At 67.3% G+C, this 16,401-nt stretch carries 14 protein-coding genes and 3 pseudogenes; 10 read left to right on the top strand and 7 right to left on the bottom strand.

Annotated elements, in window-relative coordinates:
• Positions 1-466 precede the first annotated feature (466 nt).
• Both SAVERM_RS03600 and SAVERM_RS03605 read left to right on the top strand, forming a co-directional pair.
• On the top strand, positions 467-808 hold the full coding sequence (locus SAVERM_RS03600; protein ID WP_048894525.1) for a trypco2 family protein: 342 nt from the start codon (positions 467-469) through the stop codon (positions 806-808).
• A gap of 45 nt (positions 809-853) precedes the next feature.
• The gene (locus tag SAVERM_RS03605; protein WP_010982061.1) at positions 854-1,150 is read left to right on the top strand and encodes a helix-turn-helix domain-containing protein; all 297 of its coding nucleotides are present in this window, start codon (positions 854-856) and stop codon (positions 1,148-1,150) included.
• A gap of 174 nt (positions 1,151-1,324) precedes the next feature.
• Here SAVERM_RS03605 and SAVERM_RS03610 read toward each other — a convergent pair whose 3' ends face one another.
• Complete coding sequence (locus SAVERM_RS03610) at positions 1,325-1,891, bottom strand: DUF6817 domain-containing protein (protein ID WP_010982062.1); 567 nt, start codon at positions 1,889-1,891, stop codon at positions 1,325-1,327.
• 176 nt (positions 1,892-2,067) lie between these two features.
• Here SAVERM_RS03610 and SAVERM_RS03615 point away from each other — a divergent pair, with 176 nt between their 5' ends.
• Entirely contained in the window at positions 2,068-2,979 is a 912-nt protein-coding gene (locus SAVERM_RS03615) for a LysR family transcriptional regulator (protein WP_010982063.1), read from the top strand.
• A gap of 206 nt (positions 2,980-3,185) precedes the next feature.
• On the top strand, positions 3,186-3,992 hold the full coding sequence (locus SAVERM_RS03620; RefSeq protein WP_010982064.1) for an SAM-dependent methyltransferase: 807 nt from the start codon (positions 3,186-3,188) through the stop codon (positions 3,990-3,992).
• A 413-nt stretch (positions 3,993-4,405) separates the two neighbouring features.
• Here SAVERM_RS03620 and SAVERM_RS03625 read toward each other — a convergent pair whose 3' ends face one another.
• Together SAVERM_RS03625 and SAVERM_RS03630 are read right to left on the bottom strand one after the other, a co-directional pair.
• Positions 4,406-5,881 (bottom strand): glycoside hydrolase family 76 protein, encoded by a 1,476-nt coding sequence (locus tag SAVERM_RS03625; protein WP_010982065.1) that lies wholly within the window; start codon positions 5,879-5,881, stop codon positions 4,406-4,408.
• 20 nt (positions 5,882-5,901) lie between these two features.
• Positions 5,902-7,512: a glycoside hydrolase family 27 protein gene (locus tag SAVERM_RS03630; RefSeq protein WP_010982066.1), complete on the bottom strand. Its 1,611-nt coding sequence runs from the start codon at positions 7,510-7,512 to the stop codon at positions 5,902-5,904.
• 192 nt (positions 7,513-7,704) lie between these two features.
• On the opposite strand from SAVERM_RS03630, the gene SAVERM_RS03635 reads away from it, so the two are divergent.
• A complete protein-coding gene (locus SAVERM_RS03635; protein WP_137951505.1) occupies positions 7,705-8,091 on the top strand; it encodes a hypothetical protein in 387 nt (128 codons plus the stop codon).
• Between the two features lie 645 nt (positions 8,092-8,736).
• Here SAVERM_RS03635 and SAVERM_RS03640 read toward each other — a convergent pair.
• Positions 8,737-9,768, bottom strand: a complete 1,032-nt coding sequence (locus SAVERM_RS03640; RefSeq protein ID WP_242432290.1) for a LacI family DNA-binding transcriptional regulator — start codon at positions 9,766-9,768, stop codon at positions 8,737-8,739.
• 114 nt (positions 9,769-9,882) lie between these two features.
• Positions 9,883-10,152, bottom strand: coding sequence for a hypothetical protein (locus SAVERM_RS03645; RefSeq protein ID WP_037651161.1), 270 nt, complete (start codon positions 10,150-10,152; stop codon positions 9,883-9,885).
• Positions 10,153-10,177: 25 nt separating this feature from the next.
• Here SAVERM_RS03645 and SAVERM_RS03650 point away from each other — a divergent pair.
• From SAVERM_RS03650 to SAVERM_RS03665, 5 genes and pseudogenes are all read left to right on the top strand, one after another.
• Positions 10,178-10,723, top strand: a pseudogene (locus SAVERM_RS03650) (discoidin domain-containing protein); the annotation flags it as partial.
• A 150-nt stretch (positions 10,724-10,873) separates the two neighbouring features.
• Positions 10,874-11,020 (top strand): annotated as a pseudogene (locus SAVERM_RS41145) (MFS transporter); the annotation flags it as partial.
• Positions 11,021-11,302: 282 nt separating this feature from the next.
• Complete coding sequence (locus SAVERM_RS03660) at positions 11,303-11,767, top strand: hypothetical protein (RefSeq protein WP_010982071.1); 465 nt, start codon at positions 11,303-11,305, stop codon at positions 11,765-11,767.
• Positions 11,768-12,629: 862 nt separating this feature from the next.
• Positions 12,630-12,853: pseudogene (locus SAVERM_RS44350) on the top strand (cold shock domain-containing protein).
• Positions 12,854-13,099: 246 nt separating this feature from the next.
• The gene (locus SAVERM_RS03665) at positions 13,100-14,164 is read left to right on the top strand and encodes an IS110 family RNA-guided transposase (protein ID WP_010982072.1); all 1,065 of its coding nucleotides are present in this window, start codon (positions 13,100-13,102) and stop codon (positions 14,162-14,164) included.
• Positions 14,165-14,349: 185 nt separating this feature from the next.
• Here the strand turns inward: SAVERM_RS03665 and SAVERM_RS03670 are convergent, their stop codons facing one another.
• Positions 14,350-15,189 (bottom strand): enoyl-CoA hydratase/isomerase family protein, encoded by an 840-nt coding sequence (locus tag SAVERM_RS03670; protein WP_042492694.1) that lies wholly within the window; start codon positions 15,187-15,189, stop codon positions 14,350-14,352.
• A 505-nt stretch (positions 15,190-15,694) separates the two neighbouring features.
• On the bottom strand, positions 15,695-16,303 hold the full coding sequence (locus SAVERM_RS03675; RefSeq protein WP_010982074.1) for a DJ-1/PfpI family protein: 609 nt from the start codon (positions 16,301-16,303) through the stop codon (positions 15,695-15,697).
• Positions 16,304-16,401: the final 98 nt, after the last annotated feature.

The following is a 16,401-nucleotide window of genomic DNA, read 5'->3' on the forward strand; positions in this document are numbered from 1 at the left end:
CTCCGTTGTTCGGGGTGGCTCCGCGGTACTGCGGAGCCTTGGGCAAACGCGCCAACTGCCAGGTCGCCGCGGGTTTGGATCACCTCTCCGGTGGCCTGCGTCCACGGGCGAGGGCGCTCTGCGGCTGAGGCAATGTTGTCGCTGCGGAACCGGAAGTTCAGGGCGAAGAACTCTTCGTCGATTTCCGCGGTCGATTCGCCCCTTGAAGATCCTTGAAGACCCTTGAAGATCAGGACCCACTCCTCGACGTTGTGTCCTCCGCTCTCCTGATACAGCGCCATGGCTGTCGCCCCGCCGTCACTCAGCCCTCCGGAACCCCACCCCGACTCCACCGCCTCACGCGCCCGACATGGCCGAACACATCGCGGGACTCTGCACCACCCGCCACACCCCTTACGCCCCTCGCGCTCTCTTGCGCCGCCCACTCGGCTGCCCAAAGCCTGAAAAGGATCTGGGAGGGAGGCCCATGACCGAGAACGAGAACGAACGTGCCACCGAACTCGGCGACGCCATCGAGGCAGTACGCCAGGGGTTGCTGAAGGCAGCCGCACAAGGCAGCGACGACCTACGCTTCCTGGTCAAGGAAACAGAGCTCGAATTCATCGTCGAACTGCGGAAGACGGGGTCGACCGGCGCGGGTGTGAAGGCCTGGGTCCTCTCCGGTGACGGACGCCTCGAGCGGTCTGCCGGCCAAACCAACCGGCTCACCGTCCGGCTGGGGATCCTGGCCCCGGAATCACACCCGATCGACGAGACCCACTTCGGCGACAAGAAGGACAAGGGCCACCCGGGACCGCGGCAGATGTGACCAGCCGAAGCCGGATCGAGCAAACAACTGCGCACGGCCCACGGCATGCTGGAGACGATGGGGATGACCGCGTTCGCCGAGCGTGCCGGCCGCGAACTGCGGGCCGCCGGCGGAACCGCCCACAAGCGCACCGCCCCGGCCCGGCATGAGGAACTGACCGCTCAGGAAAGCCAGATCGCGCGGATGGCCCGCGACGGCCTGTCGAACCCGGAGATCGGCACCCGCCTGTTCATCAGCGCACGCACCGTCCAGTACCACTTGCGCAAGGTCTTCACCAAGCTCGGCATCACCTCACGCAGCCAGCTCGACCGGGTCCTGCCAAGCGGCCCTGGCGGCGCATAAGAGGACGTTCAGCGGCGGGTTTTCAACGGGACGGGCCGGCGGACACCGTATCCGTGGTTCCGCTGGAACCCCCAGTCGTCCTACAGGAGCTACGAGCCGTTCACCCCGAGATCTTCGCGAGGGCGCCGACGGGGGCGCGATCCTCATGAGCGGGGCGGCTCTCGTTCGATCTGCTCAGTCCTGCGCAGGGGGATCCGGAGCAAGCACCACGTGGCAGGCCGACCAGGCTGGTTGGCTCAGCAGGGGGCGGAATCGAGTGCACAGGGCGAGGAGTTCGGATCCCCACTTCTCACGGAAGGCCGGATCGATGCGGGCGAGGTCGAGTTCGTTGGCGGCAGACAGCTCAGCGAAGTCCCGGCGCAGCTGCGGCTCCGGAATACGGGCACGGCCGGTGAACCGGTCGCGGAAGGAGGCGTCGGCATCCGCGAGCGTCGGATAGGTGGCCTTCCGGTCGCACGAGGCGTAGAGGTACACGATGCCTTCGGCCTCGACGCCGATCGCCGCTGCGAGTTCGTCGCGGCGGTCCAGGGACAGCAATGCGGCGGGGAAGCCGTCGGTGCCGTAGAACGCATGGCACAGGCCCGCAAGCTGGAGGGCGGTGCGTGCCTCCCATACGGCGAGTTGCTCTTGGACGCGCTGGAGGTGCGCGAGGAGAGTGCCGCCCGGATGGGCGATCTCTGTGGCGCCGAGTTCGCGCAGGAGCGCGATGGCCTGAGCGGAAGCGGCAGGGGAAGCAGGCACGGGGCGGAGTCCTTACGTCGCTCGGGGTCGGCACCCGTCCGCGCCTTCGCCTGTGGTCCGGACCCCGGGAAAGCACGGACGGGTTGCCGCCTGGGCCCTGCACTGATCGTCCTGGACCACGTAACCCCAGTCAATCCTATGGATTTCTAGCAATACCCAAGCTGTAGCTTGGGGTTATGACTTTGGAGGACCTGCGCGTCTTCGTGGCCGTGTGCAAAGCGGGAAGCCTCAGCGCCGCCGCCCGGGACCTGGACTGCACACAGTCAGCGGTGAGCCAGCATGTGAAGCGGTTGGAGCGAGAGACCGGCGTGAGCCTCGTGGAGCGCCAGCCACGAGGCGTCCTGCCCACACACGCGGGGCGCGTCTTGTGCGATGCCGCCTCGGACAGCATCGCCGGTCTGGATCTGGCCCTGCGTCGTCTCGGGGACCTTGTCAACGGGGACAGCGGCTCCGTGCGCGTCACCACGGGCGGAACAACCGTGCGGCACTTCATGTCCGAGGCCATCGTCGCCTTCCGTCAGCGCTACCCGAAGGTCAGTCTGGAGTTCCAGACAGAGACCTCCAGCCGCAACTGCTTCGACGCCCTCACCGCCGGCAACCTGGACCTCGCCTGGGTCACGATCGCCGGCCCGGTGCGCGGTATCGAGCAACGCCCCGTCGTCGCCCTGCCCTGGGTACTCGCTGTCCGCGCCGACGATCCGCTCGCGGGCCGGCCCTGTGTCAACACAGCCGAACTCACCGACATCAGCCTCATCCGGCTCCCCCACAACTCCACCTCAGGTGCCCGCCTCGACGCCGCGTTCGCCGAGCTCGGGGTCCGGAGCAGCTCCGACACCAGCGTCGCCGACTGGGACACCGCCCTCCTGCTGGCAGAGCTCGGCCTCGGTCACGCCGTCGTGCCTGTCCTGCCCGGCTGGCAGGTACCCGGTGACGGCCCCCTACGGCTCGTCCCCATCCCCGACCTGCCCCCGCTCCCGGTCGGCTGGGCCGTCCGCCGTTGGGACGCTCTCACCCCACTGGCCCGGGTCTTCGCCGACACTGTCGCCCGCAGCTGCAAGGAGAAGACCGCCAACACTCGGCCCAAGTAGCAAGCGGCCTGGGCAGCGCTGATGAGTAGGTTCGCCCCATGGGCCGTGTGCCCAGCCCTACCTCTGTCCGGCGGCTCATGCGCCTCTCCCTCTTCCAAGAGGGAGAGCGAAGCGGAACAGGTTATTTCCCAGAGCCGTTCGTCCTCTCCGCGTCGTTGTCTCCCGATGGCTGGGAGGTGGGCGCCTGGCGGCCTCGTTGAAACTCGATGTCGGTGGCGGGCATGCCGGGGCTAGCGTTGCGCCCCATGGATGACAAGGATCTTCCGCCGCGCCTTACCCATCTCACCTTTCACGGTCCCCTTTCCGAAGCCCGAGCCGCACGGATCATCGGCAGACTTGCCCGAGCGGCACCCTCGACTGTCCTCGACATCGGTTGTGGCTGGGGGGAGCTGATGCTCCGCACCCTCGAGACGGTGGAGGGGGCGACCGGTCTCGGTATCGACCTCAATGGCCAGGACATCGCCCGGGGACGCGAGAACGCCAAGGCCCGTGCACTGGCTGACCGCGTGAAGTTCGTCGAAGAATCTGCAGCCGGAACGGCACGTGGGCCTGCTGACCTCGTCCTGTGCTTGGGAGCCAGCCACACGCTCAGCGACGCACAGCCACCTCAGCACACCACCGCCGCACTGCACGCGCTGCGACGGCTGGTCCAGCCCGGGGGACGCGTCCTCCTCGGTGAGAATTTCTGGCAGCGCACCCCCACCTCGGCCGAACTCGACGCGATGTGGCCGGGCGCCCGCGCCGAAGAGTTCCACGACCTGGCCGGACTCGTCGACCTCGCTGTCGCCTCCGGGTTCCGCCCTGCCTGGATCGAGACGGCGAGCAGCGACGAATGGGACGAGTTCGAGTCCGGCTACCAGTCCGACGTGGAGGAGTGGCTGGCCGCCCACAGCGACCACCCGCTGGCTGCTGAGACGCGGGAGCGCGTGGACCGGCACCGGGCGAGCTGGCTGAAAGGCTACCGAGGAGTACTCGGGCTGGCCTATCTCACGTTGGTCCCCGTTGACCACTGAGCTTGAGTTCGTCATGTCGTGCGAGATCAGCCCGATGCGGTTGTCCCCGATGAGCGGCCACGTCCGTCGCCGACAGTCGTCGATCCGTCCCGCGCCACCGACAGCCGCGGATCGTCGTGTACCGGCTGCCGCGCGCGGCGGCGGCCGGAGGATCACGGCGAGTCGCCACGGCTGTGAGGAGGCACTCCGCGTGCGCCCTCAAGGATCGCGCCCGCCAGCGAGGAAGGGTCGGTGTCCATGGTCACCGTGCGCGGCCCCGGCGTCCTGCCGGTCGATCGGACTAGCGGACACCGTCGGCAACACCTGGTCCGAGCCATTTCCCTGCTCAGCGATCCTCCAGCCACTCCCCTCCCCTCCTACCACTCCCCTCCTCCCCCCTACACACCCGACCTGCGGATTTGGTGAGTCCGGGGTCAGGAGGCAGCGTTCATCAAGTCGACGGCGGACTGCTGGCGGGCGGCGTCGGACGTGTCGAGGGGGCCGGCCCAGTGGAGGCCGTAGGCGTCGAGGGGCGTGCGGTCGTTGGCGTATGCGGAGTCGGCCTGGCGGTGGATGTAGGAGGTGTAGGGGCGGTCGGAGAGCTGGGCGTTGAAGGCGTTGAGGCCTCGGATGTAGGCACCCTTGAAGGAGGGTCCGTCGGCGCCACAGCCGCCTGTCTCGCATGGTTCGCGCAGGATTCCGCCGGAGTTCAGTGCGGTGGAGGTGGTCGAGGCGTCGCCGATCTGGCGGCCCTTGGTGAGCAGGGCGGAGTTCCCGGTGGCGCGATAGAGCTCCGCGAGGCCGCCGAGGAGGACGCCTTGGTTGTACGACCAGGCTGTGTCGCCGTTGTTGGTGCAGGTCGTGACGTTGATGCCGTCGTTGACCAGATGGGAGCTGTTGATCATGGCGGTGCCCTGGAACCACGACCACTCCGCGTTCGCACGGGCGAGGTAGGTCGTGTCGCTGGGGACGCGGTTGTGGAGCGCGGCGTTCAGCTCCAGGTAGAGGGAGTTGGCGATGGCGTTCTTGTAGGTCTTGGCGGTGCTCCACCAGACGCCGCCGCCACATGTCGAGTCCCAGTACCGATGCATGTGGTCCGCGTCGGCGCGGGCGGTGTTCAGGTACCTGCTGTCACCGGTCAGGTCGTACGCGGCGACCCAGGCCAGCCCCCACCACCCGGTGTCGTCGATGTAGTCGTTGGTGAAGTTGCCGCCCTGGGCGTGCAGGTTGAGGTCGTAGGTCTTGGCGATGGCGTACTTGTAGCTGCTCATGCCAGTGACCTGAATGTTGTTGATGAGGGCGGTCAGCGCGTTGGCCGAGTTCCACCAGCCGGTGCTGTCGAACAGGCCGGAGCTGAGGTTGTACGACTGCATCAGCGCGGTGGCCGCCGCGGTCGGGCGGCTGCCGGCGTTCCAGGTCGTACGGGCCCAGGCCGTGCAGGCGATCTCGGTGCGATTACCGGCCTTGCCGCAGGCGCGGAGGGCGCCGACGCCGAGGTTGTTCCAATCGTCGACGTTGTACATCAGGGTGCGCCAGCCGGTCTGGCCCGAGGGGATCGTGGTGTCGCCGAGCCTGCTGCCGGAGGTCCAGGTGCGGCCGCCGTCGAAGGAGCGGTCGAGCCAGACCTCGTCGGTGGGGCTGCCGTTGGTGATCGAGGCCCAGCCCATGGCGTCGGTGTCGTCGAAGTGCAGGGCGATGGTGCGGGAGTAGATGCTGGTGGTCACCGGCCGGCGGTCCTGCGGGGACAGCGACGGGTCACGGCCGTCGCAGTACTTGTTGCAGACGGTCGCCTGGACTGCTGTGGTCGCGGCTTCGGCGCTTCCGGATGCCGGGATCAGGAGAGCCAGGGACATCACGGTCGCGAGCAGGCCGGCCCCGAGCATGCGTGTTCTTCTTGCCTTTGAGTGCATGTCAGCTCCGTCGAGGTCGGTCAGCCCAGGCGCCACTGCTGGTTGGCGCCGCCGTTGCAGGTCCAGAGTTCGAGCGCGGTGCCGTTGACGTTGCCGGAGGCCTGGTCGCCGCCCGTGACGTCGAGGCAGAGGCCTGACTGGGTGCCGGTGACGGTGCCGTTGGGGTTGAGGCTCCACTTCTGGTTGGCTCCCCCGTTGCAGGTGTAGAGCTGCACCTTGGTGCCGGAAGTGGTCCCGTTGTCGTAGGCGTCCAGGCACTGGGTGCCGCCGTAGAGCCGGAGTTCACCGGCGGCGGTGATGGTCACGGCCTGGTTGGCGCCGCCGCAGTCCCAGATCTCGATCTTGGTGCCGGGGGCGGTCTGGTTGTCGTACGCGTCCAGGCAGCGGTTGGAGGAGGCGCCGACCAGCGGGTGGGTGCTCCCGGCGCTGGTGCCACTGCCGACGGAGACCCGGTACATCACGGAGCCGTGGCCGGGGACACTGGCCGAGATGCTTCCGCCGGTGCTGCTGACGACGTGTGACCAGAGGTTGTCGAGCCGGTAGGAGGATGCCGCGGGGAGACCGGCCGCGGTGGCGGAGGTGGTGATGGTGGCGGCGGAGGAGTTCTCGTTGAAGAGCACCACCGACACGTCGCCGTTCGCCAGCGGTTTGGTCAGCACGTGGAGGCCGCCGGAGGAGGACACCTCGGTGCCCTGCTTGCCCAGGGAGTCCTGGTCCACGGCGATGACGTCCTTGTTGCCGTAGAGGAAGAGGGTGGCGGCGGAGGCCTTGCGCAGGTCGGTTCCGGCGATCAGGGGCGCGGCCATCTCCGACCAGAGGCTGAAGTGGGAACGGTCCTCGGTGAACGACATGCCGTTGCCGACCTCGAGCATGTCGGGGTCGTTCCAGGCGCCCGGCTTGGCGTACGGAGCGAGCTTGACGTTGGCCTTGTAGATCGACACCACCGTCGAGAAGTTGACGTTGATGTCGTCGGTGGTGCGCCAGCTGTTCCCGACCCCCGCTCCCCAGGTCCACACACTGGCCAGACCCCAGTTGCACAGGCTGTAGACGATCGGGCGGCCGGTGTTGACCAGGGCGTCGCGCATGGCGGTGTAGCGCTGCTGGTCGGGCACGTTCTGGTGGTTGCAGTTGTCGTACTTGAGGTAGTCCACGCCCCAGGAGGCGAAGCTGTCGGCGTCCGTCTGCTCGTGGCCGAGGCTTCCGGGGTAGCCCTGACAGGTGGCGGTGCCGGCGCTCTCGTAGATGCCGAGCTTGAGGCCCTTGCTGTGGACGTAGGCGGCGGTTCCGCTGATGCCGTCGGGGAACTTGACCGGGTCGGGCACCAGTTGGCCCACGGAGTTGCGGGCCGAGGTCATCCAGCAGTCGTCGATGTTGACGTACTGGTACCCGGCGCCCTTCAGACCGGAGGAGACGAGGTAGTCGGCGGTCTGCTTGACCAACTGCTCGGTGACGTTGCAGCCGAAGGCGTTCCAGTCGTTCCAGCCCATCGGGGGCGTCCTGGCCAGACCGTTGTCGAGGGCCTGCGCGGGCGGTGCCGCGCGGAGCACCAGCAGGGCCGGAGCGAGGACCAGCAGAAGCAGCATCGCGAAGGCGGCGCTCAGGGGTCTCAGGAAGGATGGCGGGACGGTCATGTCGGTGTCTCCTGTTTCGCCGTGTGGGGCCGGACGAACTCAAGTGCCTGACAACGTTGTTCAGTTGCCGGGTGTGGCGCCTTTGGAAACGTAACCATCGCGAAGTTCCCACCGGCCGGGCCCAGCCGTCAATAATCCGTACCAAACTGTCGCGGGGGTGAACTACTCGCGCTGTCAGAAGCGTTGACGACCTTGCCGACCACATCGGCAGCCGCGGCGGAGCGCTTGGGCCCGGCCCGGGCGTTGACGCGCGCCGTCGCCGCGTACTCCGCGCTCTGGAGACCCTTCGGAACGAACGACGGTTCCGGGCTGGTCCGCGAGCAGGTTCCGGTGGCCGCCGACGACAAGCCGTACTCGTACGAATGGCCCTACTCGCAGGTGCACATCGCCGCGCTCGACCTCACGGCCGTGGACGCGGCGTACGAGTCGGAGCCAGCCGAACGGACAAAGGCGCAGGAGCACTTCTGGCACGTCGGCAAAGGCACGACCGGGTGTCCCGGATACGCCTCCTACCCTGTCGTCGCGTGCGGCGAGGGCGGCGAGGGCGGCGCAGCGCCACGGCGGCGACCAGCCCCATGATCGAGCGTCGTAATCTCACTTGGTGTCCCTTCGTCGAGGTCGGGACCCGCACCCTCCAAGGCGGCAGTCAGGGCTACAAGGGTTCTTCGTTGTCCCGGACAGGACTTTGGCAATTGGTGCAGGTCACGGCTGTGCCCGCCCCTTTGTCCCGGACAGCCCGGACAGTCGTGAACATCGGCGGCTGACTTGGCGATCCTCGCCCTGGAAGGCATCCGATCGTCGGTACTGGTGACAGAAAGGCGGACGAATGAGTCTTTGTCACAAGCCGCGTGCCTCACTGGTGACAACCAGGCTGCTTCGGCGGGTGCCATTCGCCAGCTCATCCGGCTCTGCCGGTGACAACTACTGAGCTTCGGCTCACTACGACGACAACGAATGGGTCGGCCTGGCGAAGGACCAGCGACACCTGCAGACCGGGGACGCCGCCGCCCTGGCCCGCGCGAAGGAGATCTTCGCCCTGGTCAGATCCGGCTGGGACACCGACACGAGCTACGCCGCGCCCGGCGGCGTCTTCTGGACCCAGGTCGGCTGGAGCCAGGACCGCAACACCGTCTCGAACATGCCGGGCGCCCAAAGCAGGCAGCGTTCGCGCAGATCTGCGCCGTGCTCGCCTGACCCCGCGCCAAGTGGCGGACGCTCTACTGACTACTGGGTCCCGATCTCGCCCGTGCCGCGCGCGATCAACTGGACCGGCAGGACCGTGCGGCGGGAGGGAGCGTCGTCGCCGTCGATGCGGTCCAGCAGAAGGCGGGCGGCATGGCGGCCGAGCTCCTCGGTGTCGGAGGTGACCACGGTGACCGGGGTGGGGAGCATGTCGGCCAGTTTGAAGTCGTCGAAGCCGACGATCGCGACGGAGGTCTGGAGCTGCCGGCAGGCGCGCAGGACACCCTCGGTGAGGAAGCCCGTCGTGGAGAAAACCGCGGTGGGGGGATCCGCGGAGGTGAGCAGGGTGTGGGTGGCGGCCGAGGCCTCCTCGGTGGTGCCACGGCGCAGGGTGACAACCAAGTTGCTGTCGGGAGTGATGCCGCTGCGGCGCAGCGCCTTGCGGTAACCGCGCAGCCGTCGGCCGGTGCTGTAGTAGGAGGGGGCGCCGAGGATCGCGATCCGGCGGTGGCCCTGGTCGATGAGGTGCTGGGTGGCCTTGCGTCCGCCGTCCTCGTTGTCGACGAGGACGACATCGGCCTCGGCGCCGGTGGCCGGCCGGTCGACGAAGACGATAGGCACGTGGTCATGGCCGTTGATCTCGTTGAGGAAGGCGTGGTCGCCCTGGTCGGGGACGATGATGAGCCCGGCGACGCGCCGTCCGATGAGCTCGCCCACCGCGCGGCGTTCGACCTCCGGGTCCTCGTCGGCCGTACTGAGGAGGACCGCGTAGCCGGCCCGGTTGGCCACTTCGACGGCGGCCTTGGCCAGGGACGCGTAGAACGGGTTGGTCAGATCGCCGAGCAGCAGCCCGATGGTCATGGAGTTCTGCCCGGGACGCAGTGAGCGAGCGAGCTCGTTTCGCTGGTACCCGATGGCGTTGATCGCCGCCATCACACGCTCGGCCGTCTCCTCACGGACCGTTCCGACGCCGTTGACAACGCGGGAGACGGTGACGAGGGCGACTCCGGCCCGCTCCGCGACATCGCGCATCGTGGGCCTGGTGTTCTGGCGGTGCGGGGGACGACTGCTCACGTGAGTTGAAGACCAACCTTCCATCGCGTACCGGGGGCCGGGACCGCCCTCAGGATACGTTTCGGGCCCCGGCCCGCTGCCCGGCCCGGGTGGCCAACTGTTGCTCCTGATTCCCTAGTTGCTCTTGTCGGTCATGGTCTGGAGGTCGGAGAGCGGCTTTGTGCCGTCGAGGATATCCGGCCAGTAGGCGGTGATCAGGTCGTTCGACTGGCTGGCCCACTGGGTGGTGAAGCGCACGCCGATGCTGGACGACGTGTTCAGTCCCGTCTTGACGGTGGACGCGACGGTCGTCAGGCCGGCCCTGTCGAGGGCACCGAAGTAGGCGTCCTGCGCCGGGAGGTAGGCCGGGGCCGCAGCGGGGAGTCGGGCAGCACCTTGGTCCACACGGTGGAGTCGAGGTATTTGAGGACCTTGCTCCGCGGAGTCCGACAACGATGTCGTGCGGTCGGTGACCTTGAAGGACCTGCGCGACGGGACGCATCGCACCCTCGCCGCGCGTTACGTCCTGGACGCCACCGAGACGGGCGAACTCCTCCACCTCGCGGGCGTCGAGCACGCGAACGGGGCCGAGTCGCGCGCCACGGCGTGCCCGCTCGCCGACCTGGCACTCGGCCGCATCGTCTTCCCGACCGCACCGTTGCCGCCCGGTATGACGGACCCGAGGGCCGCGGTCGACGGCGACGCCGGCACCGCATGGTCCCCCGGTCCTGACGGTCGCATGGTCGTCGACCTGGACGCCGAACAGCACATCACCGAGATCCGGACCCAGTGGCGAGGAGGCCATGCCCCGGCATCCCAAGTCGAGTTCAGCCGGGACGGCCGTACGTACGGTGGCGCTGCGCAGCTGTCGGCGCGTGGCGTCCTGCGCACCGACAGCACCCCCCGCGACGTGGCACTACGGGTCATCACTTCGTCCGCGGGACCCACCTCACTCATCGCCCTCACTATTGCGTAGGAGTGGCCGCATCGGAGACTCCCGTCTCGGGATGAACCGACGCACGGGGTGCGACGCACGGGGTGCAACCTGGCGTGCCGCCGCCCGGCTGGAGGACAATTGCTGTTCCGACGTCGCCTGCCAGTGATCTTTCGCTGGTACGGTCCGGTCGTGCCGCGCCTGGTGGAAGTTCCAGGGGACGTACGCTTTTGGACCACCTCGGCTGTGTCTGCTTTCGGTTCTCAGGTCACGGGGCTGGCGTTGCAGATCCTCACCGCCGTGGCGCTGAGCGCATCCATCGGCCGGCTGCCCCTGGTCCTGGGGCCCGCACTGCCGACGAACTCGATCCCTCGGCAGCTGACCTGACACGCCACGGCGCAGAAGCCGCGGCCGCAGCCGGGGAGGGCAGGGACTGATCAGCTCGCAGTGGCATTGTTCCCGGGCCGTCGGTTCGGCACGAGGAGCCAGTCGCGTATGAACGCAGGTGAACGGCCCTACACTCGGCCCGACACAGGACCAACAGACTTGGAGAGCGTATTGGCAGCGCCTGACTTGGATCAACAGCCTCGCGACGTAGGCGGCACGTGATCAGCTTGTGGTGTGGAAGCCATCATCGCCAGCGCCGTAGCCGTTCTGGGCACCCTGCTCGGCTCAGGGATCACCCTTGCATTTCAGCGCAGCACAGCCGAGAGAAGCCACGAGTTCACCCGCCGCGAGAAGCTCCGACAGGAACGCCTCGATGCCTACTCGGCCTACGCCGGCGCCCTGGTCAACTACCGGCGCTGTCTGGTCCACCTGTGGTTCTGCATCCATGAGCAGCCGCCCCCCGGGGACGCAGACGAAGTTCGAATACGCGCCTACGACCTCCGATCAAACACCCAAGAGGCCCTGTTCCGCGTGCAGATGCTCACGGATGACGAGGCTCTGAGCCAGTCCGCAGAAGCTGTACTCACTGACGTGACGGGCCTCTACAAGACGGACAGTCGAAGCGAGCTCGACGAGCGCAGAGCGCAAACCCGAGATGACATCAGCCACTTGGTACGCGCGGCCAAGCAACATCTCTGACCCACCCGGCCGGCGTGGCGTTCACCCAGGTCAGCCCTCGGAGCCCGCCCTTGAGCCCCAAGCTTCCCAAGCTAGGGGCTGCTTGCCATGGCCAGAGAGACTATGAAACTGGCAGTCCTCTGGGCCGGAACGAGATACCCGAAAGTGAAGGCATGAGCAGGGTCAGGAGCGAACCACTCGACCGACCGTGTCAACCACTGCTCCCGCGGAAGCACGCACTCGCGCTGCGCGGGTGGCCAGGTCTTCTTCATCAGCGGCATAGTGCAGTGTGAAAGTGGCGTCAGCCAATTCTGCGAGCCGCTCGCGTATCTCAGCATTGTCCGTGAGCAGTTGCACCTCGGCCAAAGCTGCGATCACTCCCGAGCGAGCCTCCAGGGCGGCGGCCTCCGCTGCATCCTTCTCGGGAACATCAGCGTCGCGTCTCCCCCACCGGTTGTACTGGAGACGGCGGAATGAGGTCTCGCAGGCGAGTAAACGAGCAGTCGCTTGGCGCAGTTCGCGCCGTGTCTCAGCATTTAGCGCACCGGCATGGAGTCGTTCGGCTGCACGGGTTTGGAGGACATGCGAGACCACGACGCCAAGCAGAGTTCCAATGACCGCAACGACACCCGTCAAGGACTCCACCTCGCGGCCTCCCCCATAGTCAACTGGTATCTGCCTGCCCAGCACGACGCCTGTCCAAAGATCTGCCACCCGCCTGAACGGTCTCGTCGTTGTGCCATGGCCCTACCGCCGAAGCCGATCCCGACCGATCAGCGTAGAGCTGCGGACCGGATGGTGGGATCGGTGTTCGACTACAGGTCATCAGAACAGCTTGGGAACGATGCGGCTCGTGCCATGTCCGTGCCAGAAGGTTCGGCCCATGGTGACTGCCACTGTCCGTGAGTGGCCCGACGAGAAAGGGTGGGGCGTGCTCGACTCCCCCAAGACTCCCGGCGGCTGCATCGGCCACACTCCGACATACAGATGACTGAGTTCCGCACCCTGGCGCCCTGACAGCGAGTGAACCTCGTGTGGGAAGCCTCCGGCTTCAAACAGGACGGGCACGGCTGCCCCGCGGTGAGCATCGTGCCTAGACCTGCCTGACATCCACACCTGACTGTGAGGATGTAAATGGCGCCGTCCGAGGGGCCTGACCCTCCATCTGACCGACGCTTGCTGTCCTGTTGATGATTTGTCGGCCGCTTCGGGCGGTGCCGCCCTGCACGCGGCCGGTCGGGCGTTTGTGACCTCATAGGAGCCCGGCCAAAGGTCCCATCACAGTCTTGTCCTCCCGCCCGACCGGCGCGTGCCATCCCCTCATGCGCCGCACGGAAGGACAGCATCCTCAGCATGGCAGACGAGACAGCGGTGATCGGCGGCGTCGACACCCACACCGACTTCAACCAGGCCGCCGTGATCGATCCCATCGGCAGGCACCTTGCCACCCAGGCCTTTCCCACCACCCCCGACGGCTATCACCGGCTGCTGGGCTGGCTCTGCTCCCACGGAGAGGTGATCGCCGTCGGCGTCGAGGGAACCGGGGCCTACGGCAGCGAACTCGCCCGGTACCTGCAGGACAGCCAGATCACCGTCATCGAGGTGGACCGCCCCGACCGCCGGGCCCGCAGGGCAGGCGGCAAGTCCGACCCCATTGACGCCTACGCCGCCGCAACCGCCGTCCTCACCGGCCGAGCCGGCGGGATCCCCAAAGCCCGCGACGGCATCGTGGAGGCCATACGCACCCTGCGCGTGGTCCGTCGCTCAGCCGTCAAGGCCCGCACCCAGATCATCAACCAGATCCGCAGCCTCATCATCACCGCGCCCGGCGAGGTCCGCGAACAGTTGCGCACCCTGCCCCCTGCCCAGCTGATCAAGCATCTGGCCCGCTCCCGCCCCGGCACGCAGACCAGCGAACCCGCCTGCGCGGCCAAGATCGCCCTGCGGCGCCTCGCCCGCCGTCACCAATACCTGACCGCGGAGATCAACGATGCCGATGCCGAGCTGCAGACACTGATGACCGAAGCAGCACCTGAGCTGGTCGCATTACCCGGCGTGGGGATCGAGACCGCCGCCCAGCTTCTGATCACCGCAAGCGACAACCCCGAACGGCTCGCCTCGGAAGCGTCCTTCGCCCACCTGTGCGCAGCGGCACCAGTCCCGGCCAGTTCGGGCCGCACCAACAGGCACCGCCTCAATCGCGGTGGCGACCGCCGGGCCAACCACGCACTCCACATGATCGCGCTGGTCCGCATGCGCTACGACCAACGCACCCAGGCATACGTCGCCCGCCGCACCGCCGAAGGCATGTCCAAGAAGGACATCCTGCGCTGCCTCAAACGCTTCATCGCCCGTGAGGTCTACAAGTACCTCACCTACCAACACACCCCATCGAAGCCGCTCATCCCAACCGCTTGACGCCTATAGGAGCTTCATCAACGACAGCGCACGACCACGGTCCCCAGCGATTCACTGTGCCACCGCACCCCCTGCCCCGCGCCACACGGCCCCTGCCGGGTCGGCTCGGGCTCTTGATCACGCTCGATCCCAGACCGGGCGGCCACCGGCCAAACCCACTCCACCGACCTCACGGCACTCCTTCATCAGTCGACGGCCTTCAAGTGGCCCAGGGCATCTCCGAGGTCGAGTTCGGTGGCACCACGGGTCTGGAAGCCCTGCTTGAACAGCTCAGCCGTGCGCTGCTGTACTTTCTCGCCTCGGACGAGTTGTTGGAACAGCGCGGCGTCCGCGCGTACTTCGGCAGGAGCCGGCAGGCTGATGGCGTTGATCGCCGACTTGGCTGCGATCAGCGCATCGCGGGGGAAACCGCTCATGCGCGCGGCGATGCCTGCTACGAACTCGTCCAGTTCGGCGTCAGGGACCGCACGATTGACCCATCCATAGCGTTCGGCGAGGTCGGCGTCGAAGTCCGACGACGTCAGCACGGCTTCGAGTGCACGGCCCCGGCCCAGCAGACGGGTGAGGTGCTGGATCGCGCCCGCGCCGGGGGGTGCTCCGATTCCCACTTCCGGCTGGCCCAGGATGGCGTTCTCCCGGGAAGCGAAGCGCATGTCGCAGGCAAGGAGAAACTCACTGCCCGCTCCCCGGGCACGGCCGCGCAGCTTTGCGATGGTGACAGCCGGGAGCTGGCTCAGCTTGCGGAACAGCATTCCCAGGGAGGCATCGCCGGGGCCTCCCGCCTTCGCGGCCTCAGCGGTGTACTCGGGGACTTTCGTCATGTCGACGTGCGGGAAGAAGAAGTCGGCGTCCGCACTGTCGAAGATCACCACGCGTGGGGCGGTCGGGTGGGCCAGTTCCTCGAGCAGTGCGACCAGGTCCCGCACGACCTCGGGACCGATGAGGTTCATCGGCGGCGCGTTGAACGTGGCAGACAGGACGGTGCCATCCAGCCTGGCCTTGATGGTTTCGTACGAGGCGGTCATCTTCGGTCCTCCTGTCATCGCTCAGCCCCGTCCTCCTCGTGGACGCGGCGCAGGGTGATGTCGTGGGATTCGGCGACCGCGACGACCTGGAACGGAGACCGTGACCAGGCCGAAGCTCATCGCCTCGCGCCAGATCGCTCGGGACTTGAAGCGAGCCTTTCGCCCGGGTTTGCCATGCTATGGCGACCCTCGTCAGTGGGCTCCCCGGATGGTTCCGGACCGAGCTGGAATCGAACATCTGCCCGATGCGTGTCCGACAGGTCGCTATGGGTTCGCCGCGGCACCGTTGCACCGTCGTCACAGGTCAGACCGGAATCCGAGTGCAGAAGCGCAGTGATCCCAAGCTCGGAGCGCGCGTTCGATTGCCGTCACTCGCTCCAAGGACGAAGGCCCAGGCCCGATTCGCGGCCAGCTTGCGGGCCCCGATCTCCTGATGACCGTAACTGTGCGGTGGTTTCAGTCTTGGACGACGAAGCGGCAGGCCAGAGGGCTGATTCGCGGGGCCCTAGCGCAGTACAACCTCGCCCGCGTGGACGGCGCGCATGGCGCGCTCGACAGTCTCCTGGTTTTCGCCCACCGGAGCCACGTAGCCGATGACGTCGCGCGCGGCATCCTCCCCGAGCATTCGGGTGATCACCCACGTGGCGAGATACTGGGACGCCAGGCAACCGCCCGCCGTAGCGATGTTCCCCTCGGCGTGGAACGGCGCGTCCAGCACGGTGACGTCGCGGGCCTCCACAAAGGGTCGGCTCTTCATGTCCGTGCAAGCCGGCATGCCATCCAGCAACCCGAGCCGGGCGAGCACCAGCGCGCCGGAGCACTGCGCACCGATCAGCTGTCGCGAAGGGTCGAGCGGCAGCCTGGAGATCAGCCGGTCGTCGGCGACCACCTCTCGCGCCTTCACCCCGCTGCCGATCAGTACGACGTCGGCTTCGGTCACGAACTCCATCGGGCGCTGCCCGGTCACGTCGACGCCGTTCATGGACGTGACCACCGGCGTCGGTGTCGTGATGAAGGCCTCCAAGCCGTCCTTTCGACACCGGTTGATCAGCGCGGAGGCGATGAAGCTGTCGAGCTCGTTGAATCCATCAAAGGTGACCACGGCTACCTGCATGGCATCTCCTCAAAGCACGGCAATGGCGTGCAGTCTCTCAGAGCGCTGTGCCCAGGTCGCAGGCCAATTGTCAGTCGGTGGCTCATCTGTCGGTGCCG

It is taken from the genome of Streptomyces avermitilis MA-4680 = NBRC 14893, from assembly GCF_000009765.2.
Lineage (GTDB): Bacteria > Actinomycetota > Actinomycetes > Streptomycetales > Streptomycetaceae > Streptomyces > Streptomyces avermitilis.

What these genes read in the sequence shown, in the direction of transcription:
- SAVERM_RS03630 (WP_010982066.1), bottom strand. Translation starts at nt 7,512, where the DNA reads ATGACCGTCCCGCCATCCTTCCTGAGACCCCTGAGCGCCGCCTTCGCG.
- SAVERM_RS03670 (WP_042492694.1), bottom strand. Translation starts at nt 15,189, where the DNA reads ATGACCGCCTCGTACGAAACCATCAAGGCCAGGCTGGATGGCACCGTC.
- SAVERM_RS03620 (WP_010982064.1), top strand. Translation starts at nt 3,186, where the DNA reads ATGTCGGTGGCGGGCATGCCGGGGCTAGCGTTGCGCCCCATGGATGAC.
- SAVERM_RS03615 (WP_010982063.1), top strand. Translation starts at nt 2,068, where the DNA reads ATGACTTTGGAGGACCTGCGCGTCTTCGTGGCCGTGTGCAAAGCGGGA.
- SAVERM_RS03665 (WP_010982072.1), top strand. Translation starts at nt 13,100, where the DNA reads ATGGCAGACGAGACAGCGGTGATCGGCGGCGTCGACACCCACACCGAC.
- SAVERM_RS03625 (WP_010982065.1), bottom strand. Translation starts at nt 5,881, where the DNA reads ATGCACTCAAAGGCAAGAAGAACACGCATGCTCGGGGCCGGCCTGCTC.
- SAVERM_RS03675 (WP_010982074.1), bottom strand. Translation starts at nt 16,303, where the DNA reads ATGCAGGTAGCCGTGGTCACCTTTGATGGATTCAACGAGCTCGACAGC.
- SAVERM_RS03605 (WP_010982061.1), top strand. Translation starts at nt 854, where the DNA reads ATGCTGGAGACGATGGGGATGACCGCGTTCGCCGAGCGTGCCGGCCGC.
- SAVERM_RS03600 (WP_048894525.1), top strand. Translation starts at nt 467, where the DNA reads ATGACCGAGAACGAGAACGAACGTGCCACCGAACTCGGCGACGCCATC.